The following is a 12,822-nucleotide window of genomic DNA, read 5'->3' on the forward strand; positions in this document are numbered from 1 at the left end:
GGCCGGCCGGTTGGGGCGCCGGGGAAACGGGACCTTGTCGACGATCAGGAGCTCGTAGCCGCGGGCAGGGACGAGACGGGACTCCAGCCCCTCGGCCGTGCCGAGCACGAGGACGGACGCGTCGGCATCGCGCGCGCGAAGACCATCCGCGACCGCGAGCAGGGGATTGACATGACCGGCGGTGCCACCGCCGGCGAGGAGATACGAAGTCACCTGGTGACCCTACCCCGCTCGGCTGACTGCTTCTCGGTCACGGGGATCGTGCGCGCGAACGCGAGCAGCACACCGCACGCGATCAGCACCGCGAGCAGGGCCGTGCCGCCCTGGGACATGAACGGGAGCGGGACGCCCATCACCGGGAAGACGCCGATGACGACACCGATGTTCATGACGGCCTGGCCGACGATCCACACCGTGATGCCGCCGGCCGCCACCCGGATGAACGGGTCCGGGGTCTTGCGGATGATGTGGAAGGCGCCGATTGTGAAGAACGTGAACAGGGCGAGCACGACGATGCAGCCGATCAGGCCGAGCTCCTCACCGACGATGGCGAAGATGAAGTCGTTGCCCGCGGCCGGGAGCCACCCGTACTTCTCCTGCGAGTTCCCGAGTCCGAGACCGAAGATGCCACCGGTGGCCATCCCCCAGATCCCATGGATCGACTGGTAGCAGTCAGTGTAGTAGAGCGCCATGTTGTCGCAGGTCGCCGTGATGCGCCGCATGCGGTCTTCGCTCGACAGCGCGTAGGCGAGCACGGCGATGATGCCGAGGATCAACGGAATGATGAACAGCCGGAGCTTGACCCCGGAGAAGAAGAGGCACCCGAGCAGGATGAGCACCAGCACCATGGCGGTACCGAGGTCCTTACCCGCGAGCACCGTGCCGATCGCGAGTGCACCGACCGGGATCACCGGGATGAACACGTGATGCCAGGTGCCGAGCATCGTGCGTTTACGCAGGAGGACGGCCGCAATCCACAGGACCAGGGCGAGTTTGAGGAACTCGGAGGGCTGCAGCGTGAAGCCCGCGATCTTCACCCAGTTCCGGTTTCCACCGTCTTCGATGCCCAGCGGCGTGAACACCAGCATCTGCAGCGCCACGGCACCGAACAGCGCCGGCCATGCCATCCTCTTGAGGAAGTCGACGGGCAGGCGACTGATCAGGAACATCAGCGGGATGCCGAGGAGCGCGAACACTCCCTGGCGCAGCACGCCGTCCATGGGGTTGACACCCTTGGAGACGGCGGTCGCACTCGTCGCCGAGAGCACCATGACGAGACCGAAGAGCGTGAGGAGAAGTGCGGTCGAAGCGATGAGCAGGAACTCGGTGGACACCGGGGTGAACCGGCGTCCGAGCGACACCCGGGCTGCGAGTCCGCCCGACTCAGAGCGCGGAGGGCGAGAGACCTGTGTCATCGGCGCTCCCCCGGTCGATCCAGTCCCGCACCGCCTCGGCGAAGCGATGGCCTCGTTCCGCGTAGCCGGAGAACTGATCGAAGGATGCCGCCGCCGGGGCCAGCAGGACTGTTCCCTCGTCGTCGACGATTCCCGCGGCGATCTCCACGACACGGTTCATGACCTGTCCAGTCTCGCCAGCATCCACCTCGAACACCGGCACCCCGGGCGCGTGTCGCCGGAATGCCGTGACCACGGCGGAGCGCTCGACCCCGATCACGACGGCAGCACGTGCCGTCGCTCCGACCTCGGAGACGAGGTCGGAGATGTCGACGCCCTTCAGATCTCCGCCGAGCACCCACACAGATCCGGGGTACGCGCGCAGCGACGACGCCGCGGCGTGCGGGTTCGTCGCCTTGGAGTCATCGATCCAGGTGATGCCACGGTGCCGGGCGATCACCTGGATGCGGTGCGCATCGAGCCGGAAGGACTGAAGCGCGGTGTGGATGGCCTCCGGCTCGACGCCGAGTGAACGCGCCAGGGCGCTCGCGGCGAGGATGTTCTGCACGACGTGGGGGGCGGCGAGACCCGCGGCGTCGAGATCGGCGACGGTCGTCAGCTCGAGGGCGCTGCGCGAGCGATCGTCCAGGAACGCTCTGTCGACGAGCAGTCCCTCCACCACGCCGAGATCGCTCGGTCCGGGGATGCCCAGATCGAAACCGATCGCCCGAGCGCCTTCGACGACCTCCGCCTCCTCGACCATCCGCCGGGTGGCCTCGTCGGCCTTGTTGTAGACGCACGCGATCCTGGTGTTGCGATACACCACAGCTTTCGCGTCGCGGTAGGCCTCTGCGCTCCCGTGCCAGACGAGGTGGTCGTCTGCGAGGTTGAGGCACACCGATGCGTAGGGGAACAGCTCTCCCTCGGGACTCGACTGCTCCAGATACCAGAGCTGGTGGCTGGAGAGCTCGACCACGAGCACGTCGAAGCCGGCAGGGTCGCGCACGGCGTCGAGCACCGGTACGCCGATGTTGCCGCACGGAGCCGCTCGCAGCCCGCCCGCGACGAGCAGCGTGGCCGTCAGCTGGGTCGTCGTCGTCTTGCCGTTGGTCCCGGTGATGAGCACCCAGTCCGCCGGTGTGCCGTCGGGCCGGACGACCTTGTCCCGCACGCGCCAGGCGAGTTCGACGTCACCCCAGATCGCGATGCCGGATTCCTGCGCCCAACGGATGAGCGGGTGAGCGGGAGAGAAGCCGGGCGACGCGATGATCACCTCGGGGTCGAAGTCGACGAGGACGCTGGGAACCTCATCGAGCGGACCCAGCTCGAGCCTCGCGCCGATGACCGGGAGCAGACGCTCGTACTCCTCCTCGGCGGACTCGCTCAGCACGAGCACGTCGGCGCCGAGCTCGGCCAACGTGTCCGCCACCGAGAAGCCCGTCATCGAGAGACCGAGCACGGCGACGCGCAGAGCGCGCCAGTCGGCGTTCCAGCTCGTCAGCCCTGCCAGACGGTCAGTCGACACGCGTCAGCCATTCGACATAGAAGAGTCCGACGGCCGAGACGGCGAGCAGCCCGGCGATGATCCACATCCGCACCACGATCGTGACCTCGGACCACCCGCGCATCTCGAGGTGGTGATGGAACGGACTCATCAGGAAGAGGCGCTTGCCGCGGGTGAGCTTGAAGTATGTGCGCTGCAGGATCACGGACCCGGAGGACAGGACGAAGACGCCGGCGATCACGAGCAGGAGGAGCTCGGTGCGGGTCAGGATCGCCATCGCGGTGATGACGCCGCCGATCGCCATCGAGCCGACGTCGCCCATGAAGACCTTCGCCTTGGGCGCGTTCCACCAGAGGAATCCGATGAGGCTCGCGGCGAACGAGGCGGCGATGATCGCCAGGTTGAACGGGTCGCGCACCTCGTAGCACCCGCCGAGGGCATCGGGATCGCCGCCGATGCAGGGCTGCTTGAACTGCCAGAAGGCGATGACGCTGTAAGCGCCGACGACGATGACGCCGGCGCCTGCGGCGAGCCCGTCGAGACCGTCCGTCAGGTTCACGCTGTTCGAGGTCGCGACGCCGATGATCGAGATCCACACGAGGTAGAGGATCCAGCCGAGCACCACGCCGAACGCGAAGAGATTGAGCCAGGTGATGTCGCGGAACAGCGAGATGGCAGAGCTCGCCGGTGTCTGACCCCACTTGTTCGGGAAGTTCAGCGCGACGATGCCGAAGGGGATGATGACCAGCAGCTGGCCGATCACCTTGCGCCAGCCCGAGAGCCCGAGACTGCGCTGGCTGCGCACCTTCATGTAGTCGTCGATGAATCCGACGGCACCGAATCCGACCATCAGCCAGATCACCAGCAGCGCGGAGAGGGCGGGGACTTCACCGCTCACCAGCACGCCGGTGAAGTAGCCGACCATCGAGCCGACGATGAAGATGAGACCGCCCATCGTGGGGGTGCCGCGCTTGGCCTCATGGCTGGGGTTGTGGACGGACTCCGGGGTACGGATGACCTGCCCCCAGCCCCACTTCCGGAAGAGCCGGAGGAAGACGGGAGTCAAGAACAGGGTGAAGGCGAGCGAGATCGCCGCCGACATGATGAGAGACCTCACGAGAACAATTCTCCCAGACGATCGCCGAGATGCCGGAGGCCCACGGAGTTGGATGACTTCACGAGCACGCGGTCGCCGTCGCGGAGCTCGGTGCGGAGGTATTCGAACGCCGCGTCCTGGTCGGGTAGATGCACGGCCTCGCTGTCCCAGGAACCCTCACCGACCGCGGCGAGGTACATCTCGTCTCCCGCCTGACCGGTCTGCTGCGCAGCATCGTGCTCGTCGGAGTCATCGGCTCTCTCGGGTCGCAGGCGGCTGATGCGTTCACCTACGCGAACCAGCTGCCCAACAGCGTCTTCTCCCTGATCTCCGTCGGAATCCTCACGGCGGTCATCGTCCCCCAGATCGTCAAGGCGACCGCGGATGCCGACGGCGGCAATGCCTTCATCTCGAAGCTGTTCACCCTGGGCACTGTCGTCCTGGTCGTGGTGACGGGAATCGCAACGGCGGCGGCACCGTGGCTGGTGCACCTGGTCGCCGGTAGAGCGACCGAGGCCACCCTCGCCCTCGCCACGGCACTCGCCTACTGGTGCCTGCCTCAGATCCTCCTCTACGGTCTCTACGCGATGCTGGGCGAAGCCCTCAACGCACGGAAGATCTTCGGTCCCTTCACCTGGGCGCCTGTCGTCAACAACATCGTCTCGATCGTCGGCTTCCTCGCGCTCGGCGCGCTGTTCGGTCCCGTCTCCACGAAGGCTACCGACTGGACGCCGGAGATGATCACCCTGCTCGGCGGCACGGCCACGCTGGGCATCGCACTGCAGGCGGTCGTCCTGCTCATCTTCTGGCGTCGCACGGGCCTCGCTCTCAAGCCCGACTTCCGTTGGCGCGGTGTCGGTCTCGGCAATGTCGGCCGCCTAGCCGGCTGGACCTTCCTCATGGCTTTCGCGAGCCTGTCTGCCGGAGTTCTCCAGGGCCACATCGTCAGCGAGGTCGCCGGTCTCGGTGCCTCCGCCACCGTGACCGCGAACGCGTGGCTGATCTTCATGCTCCCGTATTCCGTCATCGTGCTCTCGATCGGAACCCCCTACTTCACCCAGATCAGCGCGCACGCGGCTGCCGGTCGCGATGACGACGTCCGCGCCGACATCGCGCAGAGCATCCGCACGCTGCTCTTCTTCATCGTCGCGGCCACCGCGGCCGTCGCCGCCGCGGCCATCCCGGCGTCTCGGGTGTTCACCGAGTCCGCCGAAGACGCCCAAGCCGCCGCAATGGTGCTGCTCGCCTACCTCGTCGGGCTCATTCCTCTCACGATCCTCTTCATCGTGCAGCGCACCTTCTACGCCTACGACGACACGAAGACCCCGTTCTGGTTCACGATCTTCCAGTGCGTCCTCATCGTGGTCACCGCCCTGGCCGCGCTCGGTCTGCGCGAAGCCGGGATCATCCCTCTCACCTCTCTCGCCGCGGCGATCGCCCTCGGCCAGTCGATCGCGAGCATCCTGCAGACGATCGTCGCCACCTGGCTGCTGCACAAGAAGATCGGCGGTCTGAGGATTCGTTCGTGGATCACGGCCATCGGTCGCTTCACGATCGCCGCAATCCCGGCAGGATCCGCGGGCTGGGGAACGTTCCAGCTTCTCGGCGGCACGACGGGTTGGGCCACCTCCGGCGTCATCCCCGCCACCCTCGCGACCGCGATGGTCGGCCTCGCCGTCGTGATCGTCTACATCGCGATCCTCGCCATCATGCGTGCCCCCGAGCTCACGGCCGGCCGCGCGCTGGTCCGTCGCTTTCTCCCCGGTCGCTGATCGGCGCCCAGAGCCTTCTCCCAGTCCGGCGGCACACAGTGTGCGGGGAATGCCTCGCGGTTACCATGGGTTGAAGCACTCGAAGGTCATTCGACTGCAGTTTCAAAGACGGAGAGCACATGCGTCAGGTCATCATCATCGGCTCCGGCCCCGCCGGATTCACGGCGGCCATCTACGCCGCCAGGGCGAACCTCAAGCCGCTGCTCATCGCGAGCTCGGTCGAGGTCGGCGGCGAGTTGATGAACACCACCGAGGTGGAGAACTACCCGGGCTTCCCTGAGGGCATCCAGGGACCGGAGCTCATGGCCAAGTTCCAGGAGCAGGCGGAGAAGTTCGGCACCGAGGTCGTCTACGACGACGTCACCGAGCTGCAGCTCGACGGCCCCGTCAAGAAGGTCATCCTCGGCAGCGGTGCGGAGCACGAGACCCAGTCGCTGATCTACGCGACGGGCTCGGCCTACCGCAAGCTCAACATCGACGGTGAGGAGCGCCTCTCCGGCTACGGCGTCTCCTGGTGCGCCACGTGCGACGGCTTCTTCTTCCGCGAGAAGACGATCGCCGTCGTCGGCGGCGGCGACTCCGCGATGGAAGAGGCCACGTTCCTCACGCGCTTCGCCGACAAGGTCTACGTCATCCACCGCAAGGACACCCTGCGGGCCTCGAAGATCATGCAGGAGCGCGCCTTCGCGAACGAGAAGATCGAGTTCGTGTGGAACAGCGAGGTCGCCGAGGTCCTCGGTGGCGACTCCGTGACGGGTGTGCAGCTGCGCTCCACGGTCGACGGCACGCTCCGTGACCTCCCGCTCGACGGGCTCTTCATCGCGATCGGCAACGACCCGCGCACGCACCTCGTGCACGACAAGCTCGAGCTGACGCCCGAGGGCACCATCTGGGTCGACGGACGCTCGTCGAAGACCTCGGTTCCGGGTGTCTTCGCTGCGGGTGACGTCATCGACCCCACCTACCGTCAGGCCATCACGGCTGCCGGCAGCGGCGCGGTCGCCGCGCTCGATGCGGAGCACTTCCTCGCAGACCTGGAGGACGCGTCCGTGGAGGTCCCGGCCGCCGAGGCCGCCGAGATCCTCACCGCCAGGGCATAGGCCGGGAACACTTTTCCCTCGTCGGCTGTTGTAGCAGACGAACCTCGAATCAAGGAGAACTCTGATGAGTGCAAAGGCTACGAGCCAGGCGACCTGGGAGCAGGACGTTCTGCAGGCCGAAGGTCCCGTGCTGGTGGACTTCTGGGCCGAGTGGTGCGGTCCGTGTCGCATGGTCGCGCCGGTTCTGGACGAGATCCAGGCCGACAACCCCGACAAGATCACGATCCTCAAGCTCAACGTCGACGAGAACCCCGAGCTGGCGATGAAGTACCAGATCACGTCGATCCCGGCGATGAAGGTGTTCCACGGTGGTGAGGTCAAGACGACCATCATCGGCGCCAAGCCCAAGTTCGCTCTCGAGAAGGACCTCGCCGCTTTCATCGGCTGATCCTGCGATTCGAAAGGGCCGTACCTCCCGGGGAGGTACGGCCCTTTCTTCGTCTCCGTGCCCCGTGTCGTGCGCGATGCGCCTCTCCGTCAGTCTTTGTCGTACACCGAGACGGGTAATAGTCCACGGGCAGCACGGGCTCGATCGACGAGGAGCTGGATCACTGCGGTCTTGCCCGCGTTGTATGACTCCTCGCCCATTCGCGAGGCATCGACAGCAGCGTGCTTCGCGCGTTCGTAGAGCTCGGCATCTTCCGGGTTCTGCAGCAGCCAGTCCCGAAGGATCCTCTGGTTCACCTCATCCCACCTGGACGCCTCGAAGAAGTGGGCGATTCGGGTGCGCACGCCGTCCTCCTCGAAGACCATGACCTGGTGGCTTCGCACTCCGCTCCCGAGCCGCCACCCGACGGTCTCGAGGGCAGGCAGATGCCGGTCGAGGTCCTCCTCGTCGGCGATCCGTACCGCGACATCGATGATCGGCTTGGCACTCATCCCCGGGATGCTGGTCGAGCCGATGTGCTCGACGATCCGGTTCGGATTCCCCTGCGTCCGCAGCTCTGCCGCGACCCTCCGGAAGGCGTCCGGCCAGGCCGGATCGTACGGATCGAGGACGGCCTCCACATCAGGAGGCGTCGGCGACGGACGGATCCCAGCGGCGGTGGCGCTGCTTCTCGTCCAACAGGCCCCAGACGGCCGAGGTCAGCTCCGGGTACTCCAGTGCGATCTGTCGCAGCACACGATAGTGGCGGGCCGCGTTGGGACGCACGCCGTCATTCGCATTGATGTTGTCGGCGCGAAGAAGGTAGACGACGAGCTCGTCGACGCTCGGGAGCTCCTCCATGAACTCCCACGGATCCTCGCCTCCGAGCAGGCGCTCCTGGATGAGGACCGCGAGTTCGTCGGCCGCTTCGGCCCGCAGCACTTCCAGGCTGGCGCGACGCTGTACGGACTCGGTCATGCTTCAAGCCTACGTCGGCTGGGGACCCCTCCGGCGCTGGACCTTCATGTTCTCTGTCATCTCCTCGAGCTCTTTCCCCTTGGTCTCCGGCACCTTGAAGAAGACGAAGAAGAACGACAGAAGCGCGAAGAACGCGTAGAAGCCGTAGGCGAAGGTGAGTCCGATCTCCGCGAAGGCCGGGAACGTCGTGGAGATGAAGAAGTTCGCGACCCACTGCGCCGCAGCGGCCACCGCGAGGGCGCCGGCTCTGATCGAGTTCGGGAAGATCTCGCCGAGCAGAACCCACACGAGCGGGCCCCAGCTCGCGCCGAAGAACACGACGAATCCGTTCGCGCAGACCAGCGCGATGGTGGCCCAGGGGTCGGGGAGTGTCGCCGTCCCCTGCGCGTCCAGCGTGCCGAACGAGAAAGCCACAGCCATGAGGCCGAGGGTCACGGTCATCCCCACCGAGCCCACCAGCAGCATGATCCGTCGACCGATCTTGTCGACCAGCAGGATCGCCACGATCGTCACGACGATGTTCGTGACAGAGGTGATGACGGAGGTGAGCAATGCGCTGGACTCGTCGAAACCCACCGACTGCCAGAGCGTGGTCGAGTAGTAGAAGATGACGTTGATGCCCACGAACTGCTGGAAGACCGACAGCAGGATGCCGATCCAGACGATCGGCTTCAGTCCCAGACGGTTGCCGCGCAGGTCGCGCAGAGACTCGGAGCGTTCGGTGTCGATGGTTCCGGTGATCTCGTCAATCTTCCCCTGGACGTCGACGGTACCGGTGACGGTCTCGAGAACCTCAGCCGCCCTTTTCAGCTCTCCCTTGCGCACCAGGTACCGCGGAGACTCCGGGAGCCGAAGAGACATGAGCCCGTAGACCAACGCGGGGATAGCCGCGACCATGAACATCCACCGCCAGGCCGTGAGACCCCACAACGGCTGATCCGCTGCACCGGCGAGACCGGCGAGCAGCGCGTCTGAGAGCAGCGCAGCGAAGATACCGGTCACGATGGCGAGCTGCTGCAGGGATCCGAGGCGACCCCGCACGGCTGCCGGCGACACCTCAGCGATGTATGCCGGCGCGATGACCGAGGCCGCGCCGACACCAAGTCCACCGATGACTCGCCAGATGATGAGGTCGACGACACTGAAGGCGAGACCAGAGCCGATAGCGGAGATGAAGAACATCGCCGCTGCGACGACCATCACGGGAATGCGTCCGTACTTGTTGGAGACCGGTCCTGCGAACCAGGCACCCACCGCGCAACCGATGAGAGCGGAGGAGACGGCAAAGCCCTTCAGGGCCGTGCCGAGATCGAACCCGGAGACGTCACCGGCCAGGGCATCCACGGCGCCGTTGATCACGGCCGTGTCGAATCCGAAGAGGAAACCACCCAACGCGGCCGCGATGCTCACCGCGATCACACGGCGCTTGATGGCTACTGGACCGGCTGTACTCGACATGACATCCCCCTCGTCGTCACGATGACGCGAGTCTAGGCTAGCGCTGCCGTGGCCGGGGCCTCACTTCGACGAGCCGTAACCGCTCTCTCCGATCTCCTCCAGGATGCGATTGAGATCCTGAATGGAAGCGAAATCGATCGTGACCTGGCCTTTCCGTGCGCCGAGAGCGATCTTCACGCGGGTGTTGAGTCGGTCACCGAGCTTGCCGGCCACCTCGTCAAGGTATGCGCGGCGCGCACCGGGGGTCGGCTTCACGGACTTGCCGGCGCTGGGCTGCGACTTGGCGGCCTCCTCGGTGGCGCGCACCGAGAGGTCCTCGTTCACGACCTTGTCCGCGAGACGCTGCATCGACTCCGGAGTCTCGAGACTGAGGATGGCCCGCGCGTGCCCCGCGGTCAGCACCCCGGCCGCAACCCGCTGCTGCACGGGCACAGGGAGCTTCAGGAGCCGGATCGTGTTGCTGATCTGCGGACGTGAGCGACCGATGCGTGTGGCCAGCTCCTCCTGCGTGATTCCGAAGTCCTCGAGGAGCTGCTGGTAGGCCGAGGCCTCTTCCAGCGGGTTCAGCTCGGAACGGTGGAGGTTCTCCAGCAGGGCGTCGCGGAGGAGATCCTCGTCGGCAGTCTCGCGAACGATCGCGGGGATCACTTCGAGCCCGGCTTCACGAGCAGCACGGGTACGTCGCTCCCCCATGATGAGCTCGTACTGGCCCTCGCTGTTCTTGCGGACGACGACGGGCTGGAGCACACCGAACTCACGAACGCTGTGGACGAGCTCAGCGAGATCTTCGGGGTTGAAGTGCGTTCGCGGCTGACGGGGGTTGGCCACGATCGTGTTCGGATCGACCTGGATCAGGTGGATGCCGGGGACGACCTCGAGTTCGGCGGCGTCGGCTTCGACCTCGGGTACTGCCTCCGCATTCGCCTTTCGCAGGCTCGCGCCAGGAAAGAACACGTCGACAGGACGCTCCGACTGATCAGTCGTGGGGATGAGGGCGCCGATACCCCGGCCCAGCCCAGTGCGCTTCGCCATCATTTCTCCTTGCTCTGCGTCGCTGTGCGCGATGCGATCTCAACGGCGGCCTCACGGTAGGCGATCGCGCCAGCGGATTGACCGTCGTACGCGATCACGGTCTGCCCGAAGCTCGGGGCCTCCGATACCCGGACCGAACGCGGGATGACCGTCTCCAGCACCTGTTCCGGGAAGTGTGTGCGGACCTCTTCCGCAACCTGCTGCGCGAGGCGTGTGCGCCCGTCGAACATCGTCAGCAGGATCGTGGAGAGATGAAGGACGGGATTGAGGTGCTTCTGGATCATCTGGATGCTCCCGAGCAGCTGACTCAGTCCCTCGAGTGCGTAGTACTCGCACTGGATGGGGATGAAGACCTCTGTCGCGGCCGTAAAAGCGTTGATCGTGAGCAGCCCCAGTGATGGCGGGCAGTCGATGATGACGAAGTCCATCGGGTGGTCGGCGAGATACACCTCAAGGGCACGACGTAGGCGATGCTCTCGAGCAACCTGTGCAACCAGCTCGATCTCTGCACCCGCGAGGTGGATGGTGCTCGGCGCACAGAAGAGGTTCGAGTCCTCCGGGGACTCCTGGATGATGTCCGCGAGCGGGAACTCATCGATCAACACGTCGTAGACGCTGGGGACCTCGGCGCTATGCGGCACACCCAATGCTGTGGAGGCGTTACCCTGCGGATCCAGATCGATGACCAGGACCTTCGCGCCCATTCCCGCCAGGGCGGAGGCGATGTTCACGGCGGTGGTGGTCTTCCCCACACCGCCCTTCTGATTCGACACGGTCAGCACACGGGTTTCCCCGGTGAACTCGACGGTGGCGGCCTCGAGTGCGCGCCTACGGGCGGAGAGGTCAGCGAGTTCCCGCGCAAGCGGTGTATCCATCCCGAACGATCCGTTCGATGACGTCTTCTCGGATTGTTTCACGTGAAACATCCACTCCTTTCGGGGCCGCGTTCCACTCTAATCGCTGGGAGTGACATTCGATGACGGAGGGGCGCACGGTGCGCCCCATCCCCGGACAGCTGGGGCGCCGAGCACCACCGGAAATTGCGTCCCGATGGCGGTCGCTTGGAGCAGGAACGTCGATGTTTCACGTGAAACGGTCGCGTCCGGGGGCTCTCTACCCCCGTAGGTACGCCGCGTCCATGCGACAAGCGGTGCGTGAGACGCCCATTCACGTCGAACCTCCCATGACGCTGGGCCCGCGGCGTGACTCGAGCGCTTGCCCTGTTCTGGTCCTGACCCCTCCTCCCCCACATCGCCTCTTGCGGACTGCACACACGGACGGCCACACACGTCTGCCGGTCGGGCCGCCACACACTCGTACGGAGGTGCGCGTTTCATGCCGGCTGACAACCGAAGGGATACTGGCCGCAGTGAGAACACGTAGGAATACCCACGGCATCATCGACGCCGTTTCACGTGAAACATGTGTTGGGTGGCCGTACACGCCCGAGGGGATCCCCACAGCCACCGACATGACTCCTGGACGGTGTCCACTCGCGCCGTTCAACAAGCTCTCACGAGATCCGAGCCGGCCCCGTCGCTCTGGCGTTGCAACCTGACGACGCGTCACCCCCTCCAAGCTGACCGCGCTGCACAAGATCCGTGATCAGGAGTCGCCTGAGCGTAGGAGCAGCGCACGCAAGAGAGGCGCACCCAGGAGGCGGCTGTCGCCGCAGCCGCTGGCCTCTACCGCTCATGGAATCGGTACAGCCACCCCTCCCCCATCTTCCCGCCACGTCTGCATCACTCTCCACGCTCCTTTTTGCGGCGGCCTTGCGTAGAGGGGTCATTCACACCAAGAGACGGCGATCGGATGGGTACGTTTCACGTGAAACATGCATCCCTTGATGCTCGAAAGTAGTGGAGGCGAGCGGGGTAGCCCCGCACATAAGGGCTCTCCAGCCGCAGAAATCTCTGAAGCGCCCATGGCACCAGATCGCACCGCACACCAAGCAGAGCACGTCGGGCACGTCGGCCACGTCCGGCTCGTCAGGTACGTCAGGTACGTCAGGTACGTCAGGTACGTCAGCGTTTCACGTGAAACCGAACATGATACGCGTCCGATATCGCAGGTATCTCCCTTCACAGAGCCCGCTAGCGCGCACCAATCCGACGAGCCCCT

The 12,822-nt window shown here is 65.6% G+C and carries 13 protein-coding genes; 3 read left to right on the forward strand and 10 right to left on the reverse strand.

Going from position 1 to position 12,822, the window contains the following annotated elements:
- From KZA10_RS01240 to KZA10_RS01260, 5 genes are all read right to left on the reverse strand, one after another.
- Positions 1 to 213 (reverse strand): glycosyltransferase (locus KZA10_RS01240; protein ID WP_218681955.1); only part of this gene is annotated, 213 nt, incomplete at its 3' end.
- Positions 210 to 1,415, reverse strand: coding sequence for a putative lipid II flippase FtsW (ftsW, locus tag KZA10_RS01245; RefSeq protein WP_141386195.1), 1,206 nt, complete (start codon positions 1,413 to 1,415; stop codon positions 210 to 212). The genes ftsW and KZA10_RS01240, both read right to left, overlap by 4 nt.
- Positions 1,384 to 2,919, reverse strand: a complete 1,536-nt coding sequence (gene murD, locus KZA10_RS01250) for a UDP-N-acetylmuramoyl-L-alanine--D-glutamate ligase (protein ID WP_218681956.1) — start codon at positions 2,917 to 2,919, stop codon at positions 1,384 to 1,386. Before murD ends, ftsW begins: the two co-directional genes overlap by 32 nt.
- Complete coding sequence (mraY, locus tag KZA10_RS01255) at positions 2,909 to 4,015, reverse strand: phospho-N-acetylmuramoyl-pentapeptide-transferase (RefSeq protein ID WP_218681957.1); 1,107 nt, start codon at positions 4,013 to 4,015, stop codon at positions 2,909 to 2,911. The genes murD and mraY overlap by 11 nt, the downstream gene beginning before the upstream one ends.
- Positions 4,012 to 4,149 (reverse strand): hypothetical protein, encoded by a 138-nt coding sequence (locus KZA10_RS01260; protein ID WP_374196525.1) that lies wholly within the window; start codon positions 4,147 to 4,149, stop codon positions 4,012 to 4,014. Before KZA10_RS01260 ends, mraY begins: the two co-directional genes overlap by 4 nt.
- Between KZA10_RS01260 and murJ the strand changes: the two genes are divergently transcribed.
- From murJ to trxA, 3 genes are all read left to right on the forward strand, one after another.
- Positions 4,144 to 5,766 (forward strand): murein biosynthesis integral membrane protein MurJ, encoded by a 1,623-nt coding sequence (gene murJ / locus KZA10_RS01265; RefSeq protein WP_218681958.1) that lies wholly within the window; start codon positions 4,144 to 4,146, stop codon positions 5,764 to 5,766. The two genes, KZA10_RS01260 and murJ, sit on opposite strands and share 6 nt — an antisense overlap.
- 119 nt (positions 5,767 to 5,885) lie before the next feature.
- Entirely contained in the window at positions 5,886 to 6,866 is a 981-nt protein-coding gene (trxB, locus tag KZA10_RS01270; RefSeq protein ID WP_141385630.1) for a thioredoxin-disulfide reductase, read from the forward strand.
- A gap of 64 nt (positions 6,867 to 6,930) precedes the next feature.
- Positions 6,931 to 7,254, forward strand: a complete 324-nt coding sequence (gene trxA / locus KZA10_RS01275; protein ID WP_017829901.1) for a thioredoxin — start codon at positions 6,931 to 6,933, stop codon at positions 7,252 to 7,254.
- A gap of 89 nt (positions 7,255 to 7,343) precedes the next feature.
- Here the strand turns inward: trxA and KZA10_RS01280 are convergent, their stop codons facing one another.
- Genes KZA10_RS01280 through KZA10_RS01300 form a run of 5 tightly spaced genes read right to left on the reverse strand, consistent with a single transcriptional unit; the run spans position 7,344 to position 11,576 of the window.
- Entirely contained in the window at positions 7,344 to 7,874 is a 531-nt protein-coding gene (locus KZA10_RS01280; protein ID WP_218681959.1) for a GrpB family protein, read from the reverse strand.
- A 1-nt stretch (position 7,875) separates the two neighbouring features.
- Positions 7,876 to 8,211: a hypothetical protein gene (locus KZA10_RS01285; RefSeq protein ID WP_017829903.1), complete on the reverse strand. Its 336-nt coding sequence runs from the start codon at positions 8,209 to 8,211 to the stop codon at positions 7,876 to 7,878.
- Positions 8,212 to 8,220: 9 nt separating this feature from the next.
- On the reverse strand, positions 8,221 to 9,669 hold the full coding sequence (locus tag KZA10_RS01290; protein ID WP_200942495.1) for a sugar porter family MFS transporter: 1,449 nt from the start codon (positions 9,667 to 9,669) through the stop codon (positions 8,221 to 8,223).
- A gap of 60 nt (positions 9,670 to 9,729) precedes the next feature.
- Positions 9,730 to 10,701: a ParB/RepB/Spo0J family partition protein gene (locus KZA10_RS01295; protein ID WP_218681960.1), complete on the reverse strand. Its 972-nt coding sequence runs from the start codon at positions 10,699 to 10,701 to the stop codon at positions 9,730 to 9,732.
- Positions 10,701 to 11,576, reverse strand: coding sequence for a ParA family protein (locus tag KZA10_RS01300; RefSeq protein WP_229778783.1), 876 nt, complete (start codon positions 11,574 to 11,576; stop codon positions 10,701 to 10,703). Before KZA10_RS01300 ends, KZA10_RS01295 begins: the two co-directional genes overlap by 1 nt.
- Positions 11,577 to 12,822 lie beyond the last annotated feature (1,246 nt).

Source organism: Microbacterium sp. BF1 (assembly GCF_019279095.1).
GTDB lineage: Bacteria > Actinomycetota > Actinomycetes > Actinomycetales > Microbacteriaceae > Microbacterium > Microbacterium maritypicum.